The sequence below is a fragment of the Clostridium gelidum genome, assembly GCF_019977655.1.
GTDB classification, from domain to species: Bacteria; Bacillota; Clostridia; order Clostridiales; family Clostridiaceae; genus Clostridium; species Clostridium gelidum.
In genome coordinates this window covers 1649739-1672955 of sequence record NZ_AP024849.1, presented here as the reverse complement: position 1 = coordinate 1672955, position 23217 = coordinate 1649739, and the positions used below count along the sequence as shown (strand labels likewise).

18 protein-coding genes are annotated in these 23217 nt (G+C 28.2%); 3 read left to right on the top strand and 15 right to left on the bottom strand.

Going from position 1 to position 23217, the window contains the following annotated elements:
- Window positions 1-13: 13 nt before the first annotated feature.
- The 6 genes from psyc5s11_RS07395 to psyc5s11_RS07370 form a co-directional block, all read right to left on the bottom strand.
- Window positions 14-1285 carry an MFS transporter gene (locus psyc5s11_RS07395; RefSeq protein ID WP_224036970.1) on the bottom strand — a complete coding sequence of 424 codons (1272 nt, stop codon included), beginning with the start codon at window positions 1283-1285 and terminating at the stop codon, window positions 14-16.
- Between the two features lie 387 nt (window positions 1286-1672).
- The gene (locus psyc5s11_RS07390) at window positions 1673-3382 is read right to left on the bottom strand and encodes a serine hydrolase domain-containing protein (RefSeq protein WP_224036969.1); all 1710 of its coding nucleotides are present in this window, start codon (window positions 3380-3382) and stop codon (window positions 1673-1675) included.
- Window positions 3383-3632: 250 nt separating this feature from the next.
- Window positions 3633-3899 carry a CD3324 family protein gene (locus psyc5s11_RS07385; protein ID WP_224036968.1) on the bottom strand — a complete coding sequence of 89 codons (267 nt, stop codon included), beginning with the start codon at window positions 3897-3899 and terminating at the stop codon, window positions 3633-3635.
- Window positions 3900-4201: 302 nt separating this feature from the next.
- Window positions 4202-5323 carry an alpha/beta hydrolase family protein gene (locus psyc5s11_RS07380; RefSeq protein WP_224036967.1) on the bottom strand — a complete coding sequence of 374 codons (1122 nt, stop codon included), beginning with the start codon at window positions 5321-5323 and terminating at the stop codon, window positions 4202-4204.
- 104 nt (window positions 5324-5427) lie between these two features.
- Window positions 5428-5865: a hypothetical protein gene (locus tag psyc5s11_RS07375; protein WP_224036966.1), complete on the bottom strand. Its 438-nt coding sequence runs from the start codon at window positions 5863-5865 to the stop codon at window positions 5428-5430.
- 83 nt (window positions 5866-5948) lie between these two features.
- Complete coding sequence (locus tag psyc5s11_RS07370) at window positions 5949-6386, bottom strand: MarR family winged helix-turn-helix transcriptional regulator (RefSeq protein ID WP_224036965.1); 438 nt, start codon at window positions 6384-6386, stop codon at window positions 5949-5951.
- Between the two features lie 526 nt (window positions 6387-6912).
- Between psyc5s11_RS07370 and psyc5s11_RS07365 the strand changes: the two genes are divergently transcribed.
- The 3 genes from psyc5s11_RS07365 to aguB all read left to right on the top strand — a co-directional run bounded on the left by psyc5s11_RS07365 (window position 6913) and on the right by aguB (window position 9974).
- Window positions 6913-7953, top strand: coding sequence for a galactose ABC transporter substrate-binding protein (locus psyc5s11_RS07365; RefSeq protein ID WP_224036964.1), 1041 nt, complete (start codon window positions 6913-6915; stop codon window positions 7951-7953).
- A gap of 99 nt (window positions 7954-8052) precedes the next feature.
- Window positions 8053-9093: an agmatine deiminase family protein gene (locus tag psyc5s11_RS07360; protein WP_224036963.1), complete on the top strand. Its 1041-nt coding sequence runs from the start codon at window positions 8053-8055 to the stop codon at window positions 9091-9093.
- Between the two features lie 2 nt (window positions 9094-9095).
- Window positions 9096-9974, top strand: a complete 879-nt coding sequence (gene aguB / locus psyc5s11_RS07355) for an N-carbamoylputrescine amidase (protein WP_224036962.1) — start codon at window positions 9096-9098, stop codon at window positions 9972-9974.
- Window positions 9975-10060: 86 nt separating this feature from the next.
- On the opposite strand, the gene psyc5s11_RS07350 is transcribed toward aguB, so the two are convergent.
- The 9 genes from psyc5s11_RS07350 to psyc5s11_RS07310 form a co-directional block, all read right to left on the bottom strand.
- Complete coding sequence (locus psyc5s11_RS07350) at window positions 10061-10792, bottom strand: aminotransferase class IV (protein WP_224036961.1); 732 nt, start codon at window positions 10790-10792, stop codon at window positions 10061-10063.
- Complete coding sequence (gene pabB, locus psyc5s11_RS07345) at window positions 10793-12148, bottom strand: aminodeoxychorismate synthase component I (protein ID WP_224036960.1); 1356 nt, start codon at window positions 12146-12148, stop codon at window positions 10793-10795.
- Window positions 12141-12725, bottom strand: a complete 585-nt coding sequence (locus psyc5s11_RS07340; RefSeq protein ID WP_224036959.1) for an anthranilate synthase component II — start codon at window positions 12723-12725, stop codon at window positions 12141-12143. Before psyc5s11_RS07340 ends, pabB begins: the two co-directional genes overlap by 8 nt.
- Before the next feature lie 198 nt (window positions 12726-12923).
- On the bottom strand, window positions 12924-14285 hold the full coding sequence (locus psyc5s11_RS07335; protein WP_224036958.1) for an MATE family efflux transporter: 1362 nt from the start codon (window positions 14283-14285) through the stop codon (window positions 12924-12926).
- Window positions 14286-14556: 271 nt separating this feature from the next.
- On the bottom strand, window positions 14557-17235 hold the full coding sequence (locus psyc5s11_RS07330; protein ID WP_224036957.1) for a LuxR C-terminal-related transcriptional regulator: 2679 nt from the start codon (window positions 17233-17235) through the stop codon (window positions 14557-14559).
- A gap of 264 nt (window positions 17236-17499) precedes the next feature.
- Window positions 17500-19212 (bottom strand): methyl-accepting chemotaxis protein, encoded by a 1713-nt coding sequence (locus psyc5s11_RS07325; protein ID WP_224036956.1) that lies wholly within the window; start codon window positions 19210-19212, stop codon window positions 17500-17502.
- A 148-nt stretch (window positions 19213-19360) separates the two neighbouring features.
- Window positions 19361-20548, bottom strand: coding sequence for a class I SAM-dependent rRNA methyltransferase (locus psyc5s11_RS07320; protein ID WP_224036955.1), 1188 nt, complete (start codon window positions 20546-20548; stop codon window positions 19361-19363).
- Between the two features lie 130 nt (window positions 20549-20678).
- Window positions 20679-21869: a DegT/DnrJ/EryC1/StrS family aminotransferase gene (locus tag psyc5s11_RS07315; RefSeq protein WP_224036954.1), complete on the bottom strand. Its 1191-nt coding sequence runs from the start codon at window positions 21867-21869 to the stop codon at window positions 20679-20681.
- Window positions 21870-21934: 65 nt separating this feature from the next.
- Window positions 21935-23095: a MerR family transcriptional regulator gene (locus psyc5s11_RS07310; protein WP_224036953.1), complete on the bottom strand. Its 1161-nt coding sequence runs from the start codon at window positions 23093-23095 to the stop codon at window positions 21935-21937.
- Between the last annotated feature and the right edge of the window lie 122 nt (window positions 23096-23217).

Below are 23217 nucleotides of genomic sequence, written 5' to 3'. Positions count from 1 at the left end.
CATTTAACTGAAACTATTTATCAATTAATTTTATCTTTCTGTAATTTTCACTAAATTTCTTCTTTTCATCCTTTAAGAAAATGACTGCTAATACTAACATAATAGGGAAAACTGTTGATACAAATAATCCACTTTTAAGTCCCAATTGATCTAAATTAATATTATAAACTTGTCCAATTTCAATAATCTTAGTTGATTTTTGTGCAATATCAGACATAAAACCAGCTAACCAAGGACCAATTGAACCACCTAAATCTCCAAATATAGCAAGCATCCCAAACATAGCTGTTCCTCCTTTTGGATACATCTTCGCAGAAAGGCTAAAAGTTCCTGGCCACATTAAACTTACTGATAGTCCACTTATTGCACATGCTATAAGTGAAAGCATTGGCCATGGTGAAAATACTGTTACCGCATAACAAGTAACACATAAAATACCACTTCCAAACAATGCCTTTCTTAAATTTATTCTACTTCCCCATATTCCATATAATGTACGACCTATTCCCATAAATATTGCAAACATGCATGGTCCTGCTATATCTCCAATTACTTTTGGAACACTTAATCCTTTTTCTGCAAATATAGATGACCATTGAGACATTGTAAGTTCAGAAGCCCCAGCGCATAGCATAAGCATAAATGCTACTAAAATATGATTAGATTTTAGTAATACCTTTATTGGCATTTGTTCCTCTTGTGGCATCAGAGGCATCAGAGGTACTTTGATAAATTTAAATCCATTGTAAATAGGAATAACTGCCCATATTATAGGAATTATTGTCCACATATCCTCACCTATTAATTTTAGTAATATTGTTGTTATAAACACAACTCCCATTTGCCCCCAACAATAGAATGAGTGTAGTAAACTCATAGCGGAGGCTTTTTCATCTCCTGGAATTGACTCTACAATAGGACTTACTAATACTTCAAGTATTCCTCCTCCTAATGCATAAATCATCACTGCCATAATTAATCCAATGTAAGGTGATATCATTAATTGAGGTAATATTGAAAGTCCAATAAGACCAATAGCACAAAATATATGTGCGAGTATTGCTGATTTTCTATAGCCTAGTTTATCTACATACTTTATAGCAATAACATCTGCAAATGTTTGAGTTGCAAAATTAATAAGAACTAACCTTCCTATCTCTTCAAACGAAATATGAAATTGTTTTTGAAAAATAATAAAAAGTATAGGTGCAAGATTATTAACAACTGCTTGCGTGATATATCCAATATAACATGCTCTTAATGTGTGTTTATATGTATATTTCATGATTTTCCTCCATTACACATTTTCCTTACCTAAAGGTCTTTTTTTATAAAATAATAGCTACTTTTTTTCTACTTTTTACTAATAGCCTTCATCTTTAAATCCTCCATTTGATTTATTACCTGCAATTTAATAATATCAATTAACAAAAAAAATACCAGACTTATATTTTCATTTATATTATATTCAAACCCATTTTTCTTTTTAAAAAGAAAAATGATTTATTGAAAATAAGAAGCACCTCTTTAGATACTTCTTATCATTTTACTTTTAACTATTACATAATTTGTGTAGATTAAAATTATACTAGAGGAAACTGAATTTCAGTCACATATTCTTCTGGATTATTTGTTTCCCATTCACCCTTATGATATATATTTCAGAAATATTTTACTGTATCTTCATAAATATAAAATTTTCTCGTAAAGTCTGCGTGTCATCTCGATATGAAAATGAGGCTATTTGATTATTTGAGTCTCTACTAAACGTTGTGCAGTAATTCCCCATGTGACTATTATGATCACTTATAAAAGTATCTTTGATTGCATGTGTATAGTATAAATCCAAAGCATTATTATGGAAATTCTCATTCCTTATAAATAATTTTCCATCATGGATTTTAACATTATATGAGACATCAAGTTTTTTACAACGATAACTTCCCTCATATATCTTTAACTGAGAAAAATCAAGTTTTTTTCTATAGAAGGGATAAAACTTGCTGCAAGCTTCTACGTCCTGTAATTTAATACACTCTATAATATGTTTATTATTTTGCACAACTGTATATATTTTCTCTTTATCTGCAGATTTAAAAACACTATCACCATAGTAAAGTATTTTAGTGCTATTTCCTATAGAATCTTCTACATAATAAATATCCTTATTTTTTGTTATATTCCATAAACAACTACTCTCTTGATCTATATATTCACCTGATAAATCTAAATCAAATTCAATTTGATTTAGATTTATATTATCAGATTGCTTCTCTTCCGTATTGTCTCTTTCATCATCATATCCGATTAATAGTTTTAGAATACCTTCCGTTAATCCTCCATTATTAATGCCAAAATCATACATAAAATCCGTATGGTTTCCTAAAATAATCACAGATGATTTCTTTTCTGGAAGTTGAGCGTAGTATGCACTATAACCGCCTGCCCACCCTCCATGATGTACTATCTTATTGCCATAGAATTCGCCAACAAACAATCCTGAGCCATATCCACATTCCTTGCCATTGCTGAGCAATCCAGATGTTGTAAGGAACTTTATAAACTCACTTGAACCTCTTCCAAGCATATTATTATAAAAATTTTTATCCCATAAAAGCAAATCCTTTATAGTTGTCCATATCTGACCGGCACCACCAACTTCCACATTTTCCTCATTAATTGAAAGTTTATCATTCCTTGTAGTATAACGTTTATAACTATCATTATAATGTACATAATCATAATTTGAGTATCCAACAGCTCTTTTTTTGATAATTTTTGTACGATCATCTCTAATAAATGTACTATTCATACCTAAAGGTTTAAAAATATGCTCGTCCGCATATTGACTAAGTGATGTTTTAGTTATAGCTTCAACTATCTGTCCAAGCAAGAAATACCCTGTATTACCATAACTCCATTTCTCTCCCACCTTGAAAAACTTCCAATCGCATGATGTAACATATCTCCAAAACTCATCACGAGTGATACCTTCATCATCCCGAATTCCACACACACAATAAGCTGTATCATATACATCAGGTATTCCGTTTGTCATATACAACAAGTTATATATGGTAACCTTCTCACCACAATTCTTAAGCTGCGGAAAGATACTACTAACATCTTGATCTAATGATAATTTTCCTTCTTCTATCAACAAGGCAATGCAGGCTGCTGTAAATTGTTTCGCCATAGAACAAGCATGAAATACTGTATTTTCATCAATTGGAATATTATAATCCAAGTTAGCTTCACCATATCCTTTACTGAATATTAGCTCACCATTCTCTACAACTCCAACAGCGATACCTGGATAATCTTTTCTATCATATTTTTTGCACATTTCATTAAGCTTAGTTATCATTTTAATTCTCTCCATTTTTTTAACTCCTTATCAATTTTCCTATATAATCTGCAGCTTCATAAAAATTTTAAAAACTTATGATTTAGCATTTTCTGTTCCTCATAAAAAATTTTGAACTTATCTTTATAAATTGTTCTCTTATGAATATTATCATGCTGCAATTTATGATTAAAGTATAAATGAAAATATCATGGAATAATATGTAATGCTTAATTATAAATGTAAATACACAAAAGCAGCCAGTTCAACAACCGACTGCTTTCTTCTATTTCTTTCTATAAACTATACTCTTGATTGTATCATAGGACAAATGATATTCAGACATAATATCATCTATTGTTGCACCGTTCTTCTTCTTATTCTTAATTTCATTGTTTCTTTCAGTAATTTCATTTCTACTATTTGTATAAGTTCCCCATGATTTTTTGTCACTATCCTTTTGAGGTATGTAAATTATACTACCACCCACATATTGTTGTATCTGAAGAATTAATGTTTTTGGTAAAACATCTTTCGCATTTATATACTCCACCTTAATCCTGCTCCTTCTTATTATATTTCACAAGATTGCAGGTTTGCCATATACAAATAAAACAGCGATTATTTTTTACACTCTATACAACTAACCGCTGAATTATATGACTAATCCTGCATAGAGCAAAATGCCTCTTTTCTTCTTCATAATCACACCCCCAAAAACACTATTTAGTGTAACATTTTGGTAACCAAAAATAATGGTAATTATCTTCCCTATATTTTATCATATTGATACATAGTAAACAATTACCATTACTTGCTTTAATTTATTCACTTAGAAACTTATCAAGTATGTTACTATTTAAAAACTTTTTTAATCCAATCTATTATCTCTGGAAATACTTCATCTAAGTAATTCATTGTACAATGTTCTCCATCTTCATAAAATTTAAGTGTCTTATCTCCTTTTGCCCACCTCATCACTTTTTCAGCATGAATTTCTGGAGAAATCATTACCTCATCTTTTCCTCCATGGTAAAATAATAACGGTACTTGTAAATTAGGTGAATTTTCAATATCCCAATTAAATTTATCAACTGCTTCTTCTAATGTCTCATACCCAGTCATATATGTGACACCCCTTTGCCAAATTGGATTGAGTTTCTTTAATCCATTTAATCCACCTATATAAACTAATCCACTATTTCCAACTACAGCTTTTACACGTTTATCATATGCTGCACACATTGGTGCTAGATATCCTCCTAAACTAAATCCAACTAATGCTATTTTCTCAATCTCAATATCAATATCATACTCTTGTTGTTTTTCAAACCAATCAATGATTGCTGATAATGCTTTATGATATTCTTTTACATCAAATTTCATATCCTTCCACATTTCCCCTTGACCTAATCCATCAAAGGTAAAAAAATTAAATCCATGTTTTTGAAATAGTGTACCTTGTGAATGACCTTCTGCTTCCTTAATATTGTCCATTCCATTTATAAAAATTATAAGTGGTTTATTTTTGCCAGTTGCGAGCCTTAAGTATCCAGGAATTTTTACATTATTAAATGGAATATCAATCCGTATAGGCCTTTCTTCTTCCTCATATAAACCAATGGCTTTTTTATAGCTTGTTCGTGCTTTTTCTTGCGTTCTTTCCTTTTGATTATTATCAATAAAAAATATATGCTGACCAACATGATAACAACCTACCGCTTCATGAAATAATGCTTTTGCTTTAGACTTATATCCATCAATCAATGCTTCTTCTGCTTTCTTATATAATTGATCTCCCTCTTTAGTCCATTCATCACACCATTGTAGCCAATTTGATACTCTTTTCACCACTCTTTGTAATCTTCCATAATCAATTCCGAAAGATAAAAATCTTCCATACCATCTTTGATAAACCCTTTTCTCACTAAAAATAAACTTAAATGCAAACTTTTCTTTTAAAGATAACTTAACCATAATTTTTCCCACCTTTAATTATATTTATTTCATTGTTATATCTATAGTAGCTATAACAACTATATTCCTAAAAAAAATAGCAAAATTCTCATTATATTTATAATTCAAATTTTATTGATTTGATTTTTCTCATCTCTAAATATTTTTGTAAATAAGAAAATATTAATTAATCCAAAAAGTATTTCTAATGATTGTAATAGATAAAATATTGACTCTATACTATTATTCTGTGCAAGATAATTTAAAACAGTTGCTAGCGGTGCAAGAAACATCACTCCATTTAATCCAATATACTTCACTCGCCTTACTACTAATCGGTTATATGGAAGATTAGGATATAATAAGGCAAGTTTTCTTGTTGATATACCAGTTATACTCATACATATAATTAATAATGGTAAGGTACAAAATATAGATTTTTTTACAATCACAATAAGAATATAATCACCTAAGAATTCTGCAGTTAAACTTGAAATCATAAAACTTATTATTAATACAAATGCAATAAAAGATGATATTTTATAAACCAATTTTAATTTCATAAACCTCTCCTTAAAATAATTTTAATTAGTTGTCATATATATAATAGTTATAACAACTATTATGATAAAAAAATACAAAATACCTATTCAGCATTTTTGTATATTCTTTCTAGAATACTTTCAAGTATTCTTAACTCCTCATCTGATATTCCTTTTTTTAATTTTTCATTAATTAAATTAATATGTGGTATAAGGTCATCAAACATTTTTGTACCTTTGTCTGTAAGATATATACATAAGCTTCTTCTATCACTTTCATGTTGCTTTCTTACTATATACCCATTTTTTGAAAGAACATCTAATATTCTAGTAATATTAGTTTTATCCTTATATGTTCTCATTGCAATTTCACTTTGAATTAATCCAGGTTCTGCGTATAATACATTTAAAACTGTCCATTGTTCAAATGTAATATCATATCCATTTTCTAAAAATATATTAAGAATCTTTCTCTTTATATAAACTTCACCTTTAATTATTAAATATCCAATTAACTTTGTATAATCATATTTATTCTCCAAATGATCACCTCATCAAAATAGTTGTTATAGCTATAATAATCTTAGCAACTATTTTTGTCAAGATTTTTGTCATTTTTTTTAACATATTTTATAGCATACTCTCACATTTTTTCATTACTATATATGAATTTTTATATTCACAAGATTTATTATAAGCGCTCTTCATGAAACAAAAGAAGAAGGAGAACCTCATCCATCTGAACTTAGTTCTACATACATACTAAATGCATTGTTAAATATTTCTTGCTTTATTTATAATGATTTTTAAGATTAGCATATTAGCCTTAATAACTTTGTATAGCTTAAACAAATTAGTTATATAAAAATTAGGACTATCCTTAAAATGATTATTCCTAATTTTTATTGATTGCATAAGCTACAGAATGAGGCATAATTTTTTTATAAGAAGACAACCTAATACTAAATTAGAATATTTTATAATCCAACATATATAAATGAAGTTCTTTCTGAAATTATAATAATCTAGTAATAAGATAAAATTAAAGTATAAAGAGGAAGGGTTAGAATGAAGATAATAAAAAAAATAGTTTCCATTGCCTTTATTTCTGTATTATTATTACAAATTGTAAAAAGTACTGCATATGCCAACCCAAGTATTACTTCCCAAGATATAGTTAAAGTAGCTGTATTCTTGAATGATTTTAATGATCAATTTATTTCTAAGGTTAGAAATAATTTAGAAGATATACAAAAAGAAAATGAAAACAAAGTTCAATTTACTTTTTTTGATGCAAAAGGAAATCAAGTGTCTCAAAACGAAAGCATGGAACAAGTACTTAATAAAGACTTTGATCTTTTTGTCATAAATCCAGTTAGTACTGACATAAATAAATTTGAAAATACTCTTAATAAACTATTGCAAAAAAATATTCCATTAATTCTATACTACGCTAAAACTCCATCAATAGTAAATTATATTAAAGGTTATGGTAATGCTGTGATCATAGATACAGATATTAATCAATCTGGAATTCTTGAAGGTAAAATCTTAGCGAATACATGGAATGCTAATAAAGAAGCTTTTGATAGCAATCATGATAATATAATGCAGTATGTCATGTTACAAGGTCCAACTAACAGCCCTGAAACAATTGCAAGAACTAAATATTCTATTCAAGCACTTAATGAGATAGGAATAAAATCTCAACAGCTTTCATCAATTCCTTGTAATTGGGACGAAGAATGTGCCAAATCTGCAATAGAATCAACTTTCTTAAGTCTTGGTAATAAAATTGAAGCAATAATTTCTAATAATGATGCTATGGCAATAGGTGCTATTAAAGCACTTCAAAAATATGGCTACAATAAAGGAGATAATTCAAAATATATCCCCGTTGTTGGAATTGATGCTTTGCCAGAAGCTCAAGAATTAATTAAACAAGGTGTCATGACAGGTACTGTGATACAAGATCCACACGAACATGCAAATGCAATTTATACCATAGGAATGAACATAGCCACTGGTAACACTCCTTTAAGTGATACAAATTATAAATTTGATGAAACAGGAATTACAGTCAAACTGCCTTATTATGCATATATTTAATCTTAACATTGATATGATAATAAATTTATTATATTATATGATAGTATACAAAGTATAACATTGCTATAAAATACAATCATAGAAAAGAGGGGTATTATTATGTATCCAAAAGATTTTAATTATAAAATGCCTGCTGAATGGACTGCTCACGAGCGTACATTCATATCATGGCCAGTAAAAGAATCTATGTGTCATCCAGATAATTATGAAAGTGTTTGTGCTGGATATGCAGAGTTTATTAGGACAATTGCTGAGTTTGAACCTGTTTCAGTAATTGTTAATCCAAATGAATTGGAAAATGTAAAAAAGCTTTTTAGAGAACCTAATATAGAACTGCTCCCAATTGATCATAATGATGCATGGCTTAGAGATAATGGTCCTACATTTGTAATTGATGATGAAGGAAATATAGCAGGAGTAAATTGGAAATTTAATGCTTGGGGTGAAAAGTATGCTCCTTGGGATTTAGATGATAAAGTAGCTCCACAGATTTTAGATCATTATAATATTAGGAAATTTGATGCACCACTAGTTATGGAAGGTGGTTCTCTTCATACAGATGGAGAAGGAACTTTACTTACTACAGAAGAATGTCTATTGAATCCTAATAGAAATCCTTATCTTACTAGAGACCAAATTGAAACTTACTTAAAACAATACTTAAATATAGAAAAAGTAATTTGGCTTAAAAAGGGATTAAGTGGTGATGAAACTGATGGGCATGTTGATAACATAGCTTGTTTTGCTGCACCTGGTAAAATAATTATGCAGACTTGTGATGATCCAAGTGATGAGAACTATAAAATCACTTTAGAAAATATTGAAATCCTAAAAAATGCAATAGATGCAAAAGGAAGAAAACTTGAAATTATCCAAATTAACCAGCCCCCTAAAACTGAATATGAAGGTGAAAGATTAACATTAAGTTATTTAAACTTCTACTTTGTAAATAACGGCATTATCTTACCTACTTTTGGTGGAAATGCAGCAGAAGCAGATAAAATGGCTGAAAAGATTTTAAGTTTAACTTTCCCTGATAGAAAAGTTAGAACTGTAGATGGAATAGCTGTTATAAAAGAAGGCGGTAATGTCCACTGTACCACTCAGCAAATGCCTTATTCAAGAAAGGAATTGATATAATTATGAGAAAAGTTAAAGTTGCAGCGGTGCAAATGAGCTGTTCATGTAATATAGATGAAAATATTTCTAAAGCAGAAAAATTCGTAAGAGAAGCTGCAGAAAAAGGTGCTCAAATAATTCTTCTTCAAGAATTATTTGAAACTCCATATTTTTGTCAAAAGGAAAAATCTGATTACTACATATATGCTACAGAAGTAGCACAAAACAAAGCAATTAATCATTTTAAAGAAATTGCTAAAGAACTTAAGGTAGTATTACCAATTAGTTTCTATGAAAAGAAAAACTATGCTAGATATAATTCCATAGCAATAATTGATGCCAATGGAGAAGTACTTGGAACATATAGAAAAAGCCATATTCCTGACGGACCTGGTTATGAAGAAAAGTTCTACTTTAATCCTGGAGATACGGGCTTTAAGGTATGGAATACTCTCTATGGTAAAATTGGCGTAGGTATCTGTTGGGATCAATGGTACCCTGAAGCTGCTAGATGTATGACTTTAATGGGAGCTGAAATTCTTTTCTACCCTACAGCGATTGGCTCTGAACCTCAAGATGGCTCAATTGATTCAAAAGATCACTGGCAAGCTTGCATGTTAGGTCATGCTGGTTCTAATTTAATACCTGTAATTGCATCAAACCGTGTTGGTATTGAAGAAGATGAAGACTCTAAAATAAACTTCTATGGTTCTTCCTTCATTGCAGGACCACAAGGAAACAAGATTGTTGAAGCTAACCGTACAGAAGAAACTGTATTAGTTGCTGAATTTGATTTAGATCAATTAGAAACACAACGTATTGAATGGGGAATCTTTAGAGATCGTCGTCCTGACTTATACAAGATTATTACATCTTATGATGGTGAATTAATAATAAAATAAGTTTTATCATTAATTCCTTTATATCAAGAATTTACGCTCTGTAAGACTAAATTCTTGATATAATAAAACAAAACAAAACATCTATATTATTGTCTAATATATCCTTTATTAAATATGTGGCTAAATTCTTCATTCTCATACTTAATATCATCTATCTTTTTAATAGACATTGCCCCCATTAAACTGTTTGTTATAATTACTTCATCTGATTTTTTCAATTCCTCTAAAGTAATACTTTTTTCCTGTAATTGAAACTCTTCAATAATTTTTCTTCTTATTATTCCATCTAATAATCCATCTTCCACCTTAGGAGTAAATATTTCTTTGTTTTTTACAATAAATATATTCGCACAGCTTGTCTCTGTAACATATCCATTTTCATTTAAAAATACAACATCATCATAGCCCATTTTTTTAGCATTTTCTTTTTCAATTATATTTTCTATATAACATGTAGATTTAATATATGATAACAATGAGGTGCTGTTTCGCCTTACTTTTGAAATAGTTAATGTCATTCCTCTATTGTAATCTTCTTCTTTGTAAGGAATTTCTCTTTGAGTAATTATAATGTTTAATGGTGTAACAGTTATTTTAACAGCTTTATTTTTTATTGATAGATCATTTAAGTATTCCCTTAATTTTTTTTCTTCTAAAGGTAGCATCCCTATTTTTTCTATAGCTCCTTTAAGTCTTTTTAAATGCTCATTTAAAAATATAGGTCTATCCTTCCATAAAATTGTTTCAAAAATACCTCTTCCAAAAAATACTCCTTCATCTATAAATATTTTATCTTCCCCATGAATTATATTTCGCATTTATAATACCCCCATTAATGCCTTAGCTTTATCTATTGTCTCAAACCACTCATCTTCTTCTATAGATTCCCAAGTGATTCCTCCTCCAACGCCTAAATAAGCCTTATTGTCTTTCTTAACAATAGTCCTAATAACTATATTAAAATCACTATTCCCTCTTAAATCAAAATAACCTATAGAACCTGTATAAATATTTCTTTTCAGTTTTTCAAGCTCTTCTATTATTTCCATTGCTCTTATTTTAGGGGCTCCTGTAATAGATCCTCCTGGGAAACATTCTCTTATGCATTTTACGGCAGATACATTTTCTTTTAATTTTCCTTCTATAGTTGCTACAAGATGAAATACTGTTTCATATTCTTCTAATTTAAAAAGTTCTGTAACCTTTACTGAGCTCGGCTTACAAACTTTACTTAAATCATTTCTTTCTAAATCTACAATCATTAAAAGTTCTGATTTATCCTTTTCAGAATTTATTAATTCATTTTTATTTTTTTCATCTTCTTCATGGTTTTTCCCTCTAGGTCTAGTTCCTTTAATAGGTCTTGTTTGCACTAATCCATCAGTAATTGATAAAAATCTTTCTGGCGAAGAACTAATAATTTGAAAATCTTCAAAATTCATATATGCTGAAAACGGTGCTTTGTTACAGCTTCTTAATTTTCCATATATTTCGAAAGAATCTTCATTATTATTACACCATATTCTTCTTGTCATATTTGCTATATATATATCACCATTTCTAATATAATCTCTAAGCTTGGTTATTTCTTTTTCATATTCCAATTTATCAAAATTAGAATAGAATTTATTATTCGAAGCTTCTACTTTTATCTCTACAGCTTCTTTATAATTTTCTAAACTCTTTTCTATACTTGCTATACTTTTTCCTGCCTCTTTAATTTGTCCTACTGCTGTTATGTAAGTTTTCTTATTCTGCACATCAAATATAATTAAATTATCAAAGAAAATAAATATGCTATCTGGAATATTAAAATCCTCCTTAGAATTATCTGGCCGGTCTTCTATGATCCTTCCTATGTCATAAGAAAAATATCCAATAGCACCACTTATAAATGGAATATCGTTATCAATATTAATCTTATACTTTTCTAGGAGTTTTTCTAATTTTTCAAAAGGATCAACTTCTTTGTATTCTTCATTATCAATTAATATATTTCTTCCTTTAGAAATAAATTTTCTATATGGGTTTACTCCAATAAAAGAATATTTTGATAATAATTCATCTTCTTTTGAACTATCTAAAAAAATGCTATCTATTTGGTTTTCAAAAAGACTATATGTATAAAATGGATCATAATATGTAGCTAATTCTTTTATCTGAAAATCAATCATTTTTAAACCTCTTACATTCTATAATAAAATTTTCTAAAATCTTATGCCCTTCCTCTGTTAGTTCTGCTTCTGGATGAAACTGAACTCCATATATAGGCAGTTTCTTATGCTTAATTCCCATAATTACATTATCCGAAGATTCTGCTATAATTTCTAATTCTTTAGGAAGAGTCTCTTTATTTACAATTAAAGAGTGATATCTTGTAACTTTAACAGGTCTTTTCACATTATAAAACAAACCATTATTATTATGTATTACTTCACTTATTTTCCCGTGCATTGGTTTTTCACCTTTTATAATTTGACCGCCAAAATAATGTCCTATACATTGATGCCCTAAGCATATTCCGAGTATAGGTATCTTTCCTTTAAATTTATCAATTATATCTAAACTTAATCCTGCTTCTTTAGGATTTTTAGGACCAGGTGAAATAACTATGCCTAAATATTTATTCATATCAATAGTATTCATATTTATCTTATCATTTCTAACTACTTCTACCTGTTCCCCAATTTCCTCAAAATATCTAACAAGATTATATACAAATGAATCATAATTATCTATCATTAATAACATTTAACCATTCCTCTTAACTTTATATTTATGAACCTTAGTATGAAGTATGCTTTCATATCATAACATTCATATTAACATAAATATTATATGAAAAATAGATTTCTTAATTATGATATTCATAATATTAAGAAATCTATCTTTTATACTTTTGCTAACATTTATCATATTGAATTTATAGTAATTAAATGCATAGATACATTATGAATAAACTTTCTCTTTATATACCTCTAATTTTTCTTTGTATTTTCCTGATAAATAATAGAACAGGCTACAAGAAGTAGAAAATACAGAAGTAATCAAAATTGCATACCATATTCCCTTAATTCCCATATTGGTTTTAGACATAAAATCAGATAAAGGTATTCTTAGTAACAATAAAGTTACAGCTGATATAGTCATAGTTATTATTGTTTTTCCTGAACCATTTATTATTCCATTAGTTATAAAACTTATACTAAATATTAAATAACCTATAGCATTAATCCTTAAATATGATGATCCTATATCTAATATTTGAAAATCTCTTGCAAACACCATAAGAATTTCTTTTGGGAAAAGTTCAATTAATATAGCTACTAATGCAATTGTACTAAAAATTATTATTATGCCCCATTTAAATACTTCTGTAACTCGCTCTAATTTATTTGCACCAATGTTTTGACTTGTTATAACTGATGCTGCAGTTCCAACTGCCATGGAAGGCATTAATGCTAAATAATCAACTTTACTTGCAGCCCCATAAGCTGCAATTGAATCAGCTCCAAACCTGCTTATAAATGCTGTTATGAATATAAGACTGATTGGCATTAAACATTGTTGTATTGTTGATGGCATACCTATTTTAAATATTTCTAAAACTATTTTCTTATCTAAAATAAATCTTTTAGGAATGATATTTATGTCAAAGTTTTTTCTTTTTAAATATATAACTGCAGAAATAATTGCAGCCATTCCTGAAATAAGAGAAGCTGCTGCTGCTCCATCAAGTCCAAACTTCATTATAAGAAATGGATCTAATACAGCATTTACAATTGTTGATAATACTAAGAAGATCACTGAAGTTTTAGTATCTCCCATTCCTGAAAGAATTGAATTAATAACATAATATATATAATTAATAAAAGCAGATAAAAGCAAAATACTTAAATAACTTGATGCCATATCAAATATATTACTTGGAGTTCCCATTAAGCTTAAAAGTTCATTTCTAAACAAAAGTGCTAAAGCTACAAGAACTGCTGCTACTATTGAAAATAATGAAAAAGAAGTTTCTATTATTTCATTTATCTTCTTAAAATCTTTAGCACCATAATTTCTAGATATTAATATTGATACTGCTGCAGTTGAGCCTGCGGCTATTGCTATAAGTATAAAGGTAATTGGAAAACTTACTGAAGCTGCTGCCATTGCATCTTTCCCAAGTAAATTTCCAATCCAAATAGTATTTATTATTGTGTAACCCATAGTTAGAAAAAGTCCTATTGTCATTGGTATTGCAAATTTTAATATGTGATTCCTAATGCTTCCTTTTGTAAAATCATTTCCTGTTGTTTTTTTCATTGTTATATCCTCCTAAATTTAAAACTAAACATTTTTGATAGTATAGTGAAACTTTAATTATTATTTTTTTCCCTATAAATTTCGAATATTTATTATAGCTATATTTTACTAATTTAAGACGATATTTTAATCACCCACAAGTATGATTATGGTGGGTGATTTTTTCAATCACCCAGTTTTAAAAAGAGCCATTAAATAAAATATAGTTTATTTAATGGCTCCAAAATCTACACAACTAATATTTAATTACAAATTTAAAAATAACATGTATCTACAAAATTCCAAGTCCACTAGCCTTAGCTAAAGCTTCTGTTCTGCTATGGACGTCCAGCTTTGTATATATATTTAAAAGATGAGTTTTCACTGTATTTACTGATACAAATAAAGAATTAGCTATTTGTAAATTTGATAGTCCTTCCTTTAAATATTTTAGGACTTCAACTTCTCTTATACTTAATATTTCACTTATTTTAAAAGCTTGTTCACAATTAACTTCCTCAAAACTTTTAATTATCATATTCAAAAATATTAATTGCTCTTTTTCTAGCATCGATTGAAATTTATCTTTTTCTCTAAGTATTATACTTTTCAAGTCTTCTTTTTCATCTAAGAATATTCTTAAATAATTTTCCTTATATGAAATATTAATTGCCTTTACTAACAATTCTAACATTTCTTCTATATTACCTTTTTTATTACATAGAATACTTTTTAAAATTAGTACCTCTGCGAATACTTTATAAATTTTCCTATTTTTAAAATTTACACATAAATTATTAACAGTTTCCTCTGCTTCCTTCATTAAATCATTTAAAATAAAATATCTCAATTGAGCTATATAATAATATGCATATTCTATATTACATCTTTCTAGCTTAAAGAAACTTTCACTTTTTATCCACTTTTCAACTTCATCAAAATTTCCTGTTCGTAAAAAAACATTTTGTTTAACTACCTGAAGCTCAGTTCCCAAATCAAATAATTTAGCGTTAACTACAATAATTTCAGCCTTTTTTATATAATTTAGGGATTCCTCAATATTAGAATTTGCAAATAATATTTTAGTTAAGATCATATAGCTTTTACATAAAACCCATACAACTTCGCCCTTTTCACCAAATTCTAATGCCTTTAATGCAAATTCTTTTGCTTTATCCAAATTATTCCACTCATAATATATTTCTGCCAAATCATTATATATACCACCTGCTATAGGAATTTTCTCTGCATTTCTACTTTTAAGATATTCCAATAGATTTACGCATTGGTTTTCTGCTTCATAAAGCTTACCCTTAAGCATTTTTGATATAATTATACTTCTATTTGACATAACAGCTAAATAATAATTATTTATTCTTTTACTAATTTTAAAACTTTCTTCAAAAAATTCTAAAGCTTTAAGTACTTCTCCATCATAAATACATGCAGTCCCATTTAATAAAGATATTGCTGCATGTAAAATACTTTCATTGTGTTCATAACTATAATTCTTTGCCTTTTTCAAATATTCATTAATTTTGTTACTATCCTTTTCTAGTGTTGCAAGCATAGCTCTAACAATCATTATTTCTGTATTATAATATTTTTCATATTCCTCATCCTTATTTATTTCAAAAAACGCTTCTATATGTTTCAAATAATCCTCAGTATCTTCATAATTTCCATCAGTACATGTAAACCATGCTGCATTCATGCAAAGTCTAATACTCTCATAAAATTTATTTTTTGGTATTGCCATATACCAATCATAGACTTTTTTCATTTCACCGCTAAACATTAAGTCCATATCAATTTTTTCTATCATAAGTATTGCTTCACTATAATTTTTAGCTTCCAAATAAAAATTAATTCCATTAGAGTAAAACCCATTTTCCTTATACCAATTTGCCGCATCACTATAAAGTTTAGGTAAAATATTTTCCATGGTGATATCAATTCTATTTCTTAAAAAATCTTTAAATAAATGGTGATATCTATACCATTCTTTATTTTCATCTAAAGGTATCATAAATAGATTTTCATTATCTAATTTTTCTAAAAAATACTGACTATTTTTTATATCAACAACTTTATTACATAAATCACAATTCATTTCATCTAATATAGAAGTTTTCATAAGAAATTCTTGAGTTTCTTTATCCAATAAAGTAAATACTTCTTCCATTAAATAATCTAAAACATACCTATGATCACCTTTAAATCTTTGTATAAGATTTTCTTCATCTTTATTGTTTTTTAAAGAAAGTGCAGCCATTTGAAGTCCTGCTGCCCAGCCTTCAGTACGCTCTTTCAAAATGATTAGAATATTATCCGATATATCTACATTCATAACGTCTTTAAAAAACACTTCTGTTTCTTCTTTTGTAAAACTCAAATCTTCTTGCGATAGTTGAAGCATACTATCTGTTGCCCTAAGTTTAGCAATTCCAATTTCAGGGACTACTCTACTTAATATTATAACGTGTACATTCGATGGTATATTTCTTATAAAAAACTTCAATTGTTCATATATTTCTTTGTTTTTAATTAAATATAAATCATCTAAAACAATAAACAACTCTTTTTCTAAGTTAAAAAGGTCATTTATAATCACCGATAAAATTTCTGTTTCAAACCCATAGTTAAATTGAACCGAGTTAAGTGCAGAAAAAGAACTATCCACAATTCCTTCTTTTATTTTATTAAGTGAATAAATTATATATTTCCAAAAAATCAAAGGTTCACTATCTCTTTCATCAAAGGATATCCAAGCAACAAAGTATTTATTCTTAATATCAAAATTTAACCATGAAGATATTAAAGTACTTTTACCAAACCCCGCTGGAGCAGTTACTAATATAAGCTTATAATCTATAGCTTGTTTCAATTTATCAAATAAGGCTAACCTTTTTACTAATTTATCTTTAACCTTAGGTATATTTATTTTACTTTTAATAAAACCTTTATCCATTATTTTTATCATCCTTTAAAACTATAATTACTAATATTTTACTACGATCTCATTATTTATACCATCTAAAGTTATAAACTCATACCCCCGACTCTTCCATTGTTTAATCAATCTGTCCAAAATAGTAGCATTAGTTTTGATACCGCATATTGTAAACAAATCATGCCATTACGAGAATAAATATGGTTAAGATTGCTATACTAATTCTAATAAAGTAGCCTGAATAAAGGCAGTAAACATTTAATGTTTACTGCCTTTAAGAAACTAAATCTTAAACCTTAAAATTTCTCGTTTTAATTTATCTGAACTATCCTGTGATTTCTTTGTTAATTCTAACACATCATTAGATTTTGAAGTTACATCAGCAATTCTTTGAGCAATATCAGTTGTCCCTACTGCTCCGTCATTAGCTGCTTGTGCCACTTCATCAATAGTTTTTAGTACATCCTGTATAGATGCTAAAAGCTCCTCTGACGTTGAACTAAACTCTGTAACAAGGTTTTCAACAAAATTTGCATCATCACTATATTTATCAGCAACATCAAGCATTGTTTTATAGTCATTATATACATCAGTAGACACAAACTGTAATAATTGATTTGAACTACTTGATAGTTCAATAACAGATTCTGTTACTTTAACGGTAATATTTTGTATCTCAATTACTGTATCTTTAGACTGCTCCGCTAATTTTTTTATCTCTTCTGCTACTACTGAAAATCCTTTTCCTGCTTCTCCAGCCCTCGCAGCTTCAATTGCTGCATTTAATGCTAGTAGATTAGTTTGTTCTGTTATCTGCATTATAGATTCAGATAGAACATTTATCTGTTCTACTATTTTTGAACTTTCAATTGCTTTTTCAAGCTTCCCTTTTGTTCCTATGAAAATATCATTTGCTTTTTTCTGTGCTATATTAACACTTTTTTTCGTATCAACTGCTCTTTTATTTATATTTACAGCTTCTATTGCACCATTTTGTGAATTTTTAGCTATAGAGTCCACTGCTCTTTCAATTTCCTGTGCAGTTGCTGACATCTCCTGTGAACAAGCTGCTGTTTCTTCCATATTTGCTGCTAGCTCCTCAGTCCTTGCTGAAGCATCTTCTATGTTATTATTCATAATATTTATATTTTCTAAACTGCTATCTACATTGTCATTAACCTTTATAGCTTCATTTTTAACAGTTTCAATTAATTTCTTTAAAGATCCTTGCATAAGAAATACGTCCATAGACATTATTCCAATTTCATCCTTTGTACTACGTATATTTTCAGGAATTTCTACTGTAAAATCTCCATTTTTTAAGGAATTTAATGTAAGAGATAAACCTGAAATTGATTTTTTAATATTTCTAATAATATACCAGCTAATTCCTAAAGCCATAATAATAGCCAATATTGCTATAATAAATGTCATGTTTTCTGTAACTTTTACATTTGCTTCATATTCATTATAAATAACTTTAGCATTCTTAGAATTATAATCATTAATATTCCTTACACTTGTTTGATAAGTTTCTAATAAACTAATATTCTCATAATATAATTTATAAGCTTCATCAACTTTATTAGATTTTGCCATATCAACTTCTGCAATAAATGCTTTTTCATAACTTGCAAGATTATTCTTTACTGTTTCGTATAATTCCATCTGCTGATTGTCCGTAGATAAATCTATTAATTTATCCATATCATCCTTTATTGTCTTTTTACGAGTCTCAATATCATCATTTACTTTTTCTCTATAACTCTCATCTTTAGAAATAATTAAATCAAGTAAATTAGCTTTATTGGCTCTTGTTTGTGTTCTTAAATCACCACCTATCACAATGGCTGATAAACTATTGCTATACATTTTTTCCATATCTGCTGTGGCTTTACGTCCATTATAAATAGAAAATGATCCCAAAATAATTAATGCAATAATTAGAAGCGATATTATAATAGTTAATTTAGTACTTATTTTTAAATTTTTCATGCTAATCCCTCCCTAAGAGTTTACTTATAAACTTATTTTATCATTAAATTATATAAAACAACAAACGTTTCTAAATCTCGCATGATTTTCTTAAAAGTACTATGCTCGAATTTGATATAGAAATGAAAACAATCATTTTAAAGTTATATTAATACATTCTTACAAACACAACCTTCAAATAATTTCCTTCTAAAAATTTATCTGTAACTGCAAAATCTTCTGGAAGACTGTGCTCTTCTAAAATTTCATAATTCTTATTACATTCCTTAAATGCATCATCAATAAACTTCTTAAACTTAGCCATATTAAAAGTAGCACAATTGGTAGAAGCTATAATTAAACCTTTATCCTCTGTTATCTCTATTGCTGATTTCATCAAATCTTTATAATCTTTTGCTGCACTAAATCTATTGTCTTTAGATGTTGCAAAACTTGGTGGATCAAGAATAACCACATCAAATTTTAATTCTTCTTTCTTTGCACGTTTGAAATAAAGGAAAACATCTTCAACAATTATCTTATGCTTTGCAGGATTAATATTATTTATAGTAAAGTTTTCAGTTGTTTTTTCTAGACTTCTACTTGCTAAGTCAACACTTGTAGTAATAGCTCCACCCTTTGCTGCAGCCATAGAAAAAGCTCCTGTATAAGAAAAAGTATTTAACACGCTTTTCCCTCTAGAATATTTATCTCTAATAGATTTTCTTACTTCCTTTTGATCTAAAAATACTCCAACCATTGCACCATCATTTAAATAAATTGCAAAGTTAACACTATTTTCTTTTACTACAAGAGGTTCTGGAGCTTTTTTTCCACACACATAGCTGTCTTCATCCACAACCATGCCATTCTCTTCAAATCTCTTTTTTTCATATATTCCATCAAAAGACACTAATGATTTTATAGCTTTAAGTATGTTATCTTTAAACTCATACATGCCTTTACTATACCACGTAATAAGGTAGTATTCATCAAAATAGTCAATAGTAAGACCACCTATTCCGTCACCTTCACCATTAAATACTCTAAAGCAACTAGTATCTCTTGAATGATAAAGCTTTATTCTTTTAGAAAAAGCATTTCTAATTTTATCATAAAAGAATTTATAATCTAGATTACTATTCTTACTGTTACTTAAAATCCAGCCACAACCCTTATTTTGCTTTCCATAATATCCTTTTCCTAAAAAAGCTTTGTTCTCATCTATAAGAGTTATAATTTGCCCCTCTTCTTTTAAAGATTTTGTATTCTCTAAGGCTTCTTCAAGAATTAATGGATATCCTTTTTTATATTTATTAACAAATTCTTTTTTTACTGTAACTATTATTTCTTTCATATATATACCTTCCTAAACAAATTATTGTATCAAATTCTAAACAATTATATCATACATCTAATATTGTTAATTAATAATTTGTATGAATAAATTAAATACTTATATGTACTTACAGTAAAAACTATACTTATTAGCAATTTATATCTTTTATCGTATCAACTATATAATCCTTTTGTTCTATACTTAACTCTGGGAAAATAGGTATTGCAAATGTTCTATGTGCTAAATACTCTGCTACAGGCATATCCCCTTCTATATATCCAAGATTTTTATATACCTTTTGTAGATGCATTGGAACTGGATAATAGACTCCCGTGCTTATGCCTTTGTCTTGTAGCTTATTAATCATTTCTTCTCTATTTCCAGATTGTACTACATACATATTGTATACAGATTTACTTTCAAGTATTGAAAATGGTAATGTCAATCCTGTATCTTTTAATTTTTCATCATACATTTTAGCATTTTCTCTTCTTTTTTCATTCCAATTATCTATATTAGATAGCTTAATTCTTAAAATTGCAGCTTGAATTGTATCTAGCCTTGTATTAAATCCAATTAAATAATTATAATATTTTAATGGATTATATACTGTATCATCATGTCCTTCTGAAGTTTTAACTTCTTCGTTTATGTTATTTAATAAATTATAAGCCCTTTGACCATTTTCTCCACTACCATGAGTTCTTAGTGCTCTTGCAATAGTTGCTATATTATCATTTGATGTTGTTATAATTCCACCGTCGCCTGCACAACCAAGATTTTTAGTTGGAAAGAATGAGAAACATCCAACATCTCCAATTGCTCCCGATTTCTTACCTTTATATTCTGATCCAACTGCTTGTGCTGCATCTTCTATAACCTTTAAGTTATATTTTTTTGCAATTGCCATTATCTCATCCATTTTTGCTGGTTGACCAAATATATGAACTGGCATAATTGCTTTTGTTTTTTTAGTAATCTTTTCTTCTATCTTTAATGGATCAATATTATATGTATCCTTTTCTACATCCACAAAAACAGGAGTTGCACCTATAAATGATATACTTTCTGCTGTAGCAAAAAACGTAAAAGGTGTTGTTATAACTTCATCGCCTTCTCCAATGCCACAAGCCATAAGCGCTAAAACCAAAGCATCTGTACCATTTCCAACAGATATGGCATGTTTAACTCCTATATATTCTGCAAATTCCTTTTCAAATTCTGTTACATCCTTACCCATAATATAGCTTGCAGATGAAAGCACCTCGCTTACAGCTTTCATTGCCTTTTCCTCAACTGTTTTATATTGAGCTTTTAAATCAACTAATGGAATATTCATTTTTTCTATCTCCTTTAATTTTACCTGACAGCTATTTACCATTAGGTTATTTTCTTTTATATTTATTATTTCATTGCTTTAAACATACAAGTTTTTGTAGTTATTGATATATTTCCATTCTTTTTAATATGATCTTCTAAATACTTTGTAAATTCTTTTTTCTTTTCTCCAACAAGCATTGAACTGCCTTGGATTGTTGACGCTTTATAAGAAACTACAGTTTTTGCGTCGTCTACTATTATTTTTCCTTCTAATATTTCTACATCAACTTTGTTAAAATGTTTTTTAAGAACTGCATCTCCATTTTCTAATTCAAATCTAGATGAATATCCATTATTGTCAATTCCAAGACTTGAATCGAATTTTTCTGCAAGTTTATTTAATTCTGCCATGGTTTCACATGAATTAGCACTTATATAAAGCATTCCTCCAAAAGTTAAAACTCTTTTTATTTCAGATAAAGCTTTTTCTATATCTGATGCAAAATAAATCATATGTTCGGCAATAACAATGTCAAAACTTTCATCATCATATGGAATGTTTTCCATATTGATTTCTTCATACTTAAAATCATAATCTACATCTTTTAATTTATCCTTTGCAATCTTTAACATACTTTTTGAGAAATCTGATAAAGTAATATCTAAATTTTTATCTATACTTTCTTTATTCTTAAACCAAAGCTTTCCGGTGCCACATCCAAGTTCCAATATTCTTGCCTTCTCCGGAAAACTTATTTGATTAAAACACCATTTATCAAAATCTACCTTGTTTATATTATAGCTATGGAGATTACTCCTAATGTTTAGGTTCTTATCACTTTTATATTGCTCCCTTACTCTGCTTTCCATATTAGTTATCTTTATAATATCAATTAAATTGTTAGCATCTAAAAATCCATTTATTTTTGCTTTATTTTTCGCTTTATTAAAAACATCTATAACTGCATCAATATGCTTTTTCTTTTCTTCTAAAGCCTTTTTTTGAATGCTTATCATATTTTCCAAGTTTTCTCCGCTTTCATGTATAATATGACTTATTTCATTTAATGATAATCCAATAAATTTCAGAGTTGTAATCTGCTGAAGCTTTAAAAAATCATCTTCACAATAAATTCTATATCCCGAATCAGTTTTCTGTGATGGTTTAAGAAGTCCAATTTTATCATAATGAAGCAATGTTTTTACAGTTACTCCGGATCTTTTAGCAAATTCACCAATCTTCACTACATTCCCTCCCCTTAAATATATTCTACGCCCTTACCTTAGGGTGGAGTCAACATTAATTTAATTATTTAAAAAGAATACCTACAGTTTATTATCTTATTTAATAATAAACTGTAGGTATT

Bases quoted from the DNA above. Each gene is read 5' to 3' on its own strand.
- psyc5s11_RS07395 (WP_224036970.1), bottom strand. From the start codon at position 1,285: ATGAAATATACATATAAACACACATTAAGAGCATGTTATATTGGATAT.
- psyc5s11_RS07390 (WP_224036969.1), bottom strand. From the start codon at position 3,382: ATGGAGAGAATTAAAATGATAACTAAGCTTAATGAAATGTGCAAAAAA.
- psyc5s11_RS07380 (WP_224036967.1), bottom strand. From the start codon at position 5,323: ATGGTTAAGTTATCTTTAAAAGAAAAGTTTGCATTTAAGTTTATTTTT.
- psyc5s11_RS07375 (WP_224036966.1), bottom strand. From the start codon at position 5,865: ATGAAATTAAAATTGGTTTATAAAATATCATCTTTTATTGCATTTGTA.
- psyc5s11_RS07365 (WP_224036964.1), top strand. From the start codon at position 6,913: ATGAAGATAATAAAAAAAATAGTTTCCATTGCCTTTATTTCTGTATTA.
- psyc5s11_RS07360 (WP_224036963.1), top strand. From the start codon at position 8,053: ATGTATCCAAAAGATTTTAATTATAAAATGCCTGCTGAATGGACTGCT.
- aguB (WP_224036962.1), top strand. From the start codon at position 9,096: ATGAGAAAAGTTAAAGTTGCAGCGGTGCAAATGAGCTGTTCATGTAAT.
- psyc5s11_RS07350 (WP_224036961.1), bottom strand. From the start codon at position 10,792: ATGCGAAATATAATTCATGGGGAAGATAAAATATTTATAGATGAAGGA.
- pabB (WP_224036960.1), bottom strand. From the start codon at position 12,148: ATGATTGATTTTCAGATAAAAGAATTAGCTACATATTATGATCCATTT.
- psyc5s11_RS07340 (WP_224036959.1), bottom strand. From the start codon at position 12,725: ATGTTATTAATGATAGATAATTATGATTCATTTGTATATAATCTTGTT.
- psyc5s11_RS07335 (WP_224036958.1), bottom strand. From the start codon at position 14,285: ATGAAAAAAACAACAGGAAATGATTTTACAAAAGGAAGCATTAGGAAT.
- psyc5s11_RS07330 (WP_224036957.1), bottom strand. From the start codon at position 17,235: ATGGATAAAGGTTTTATTAAAAGTAAAATAAATATACCTAAGGTTAAA.
- psyc5s11_RS07325 (WP_224036956.1), bottom strand. From the start codon at position 19,212: ATGAAAAATTTAAAAATAAGTACTAAATTAACTATTATAATATCGCTT.
- psyc5s11_RS07320 (WP_224036955.1), bottom strand. From the start codon at position 20,548: ATGAAAGAAATAATAGTTACAGTAAAAAAAGAATTTGTTAATAAATAT.
- psyc5s11_RS07315 (WP_224036954.1), bottom strand. From the start codon at position 21,869: ATGAATATTCCATTAGTTGATTTAAAAGCTCAATATAAAACAGTTGAG.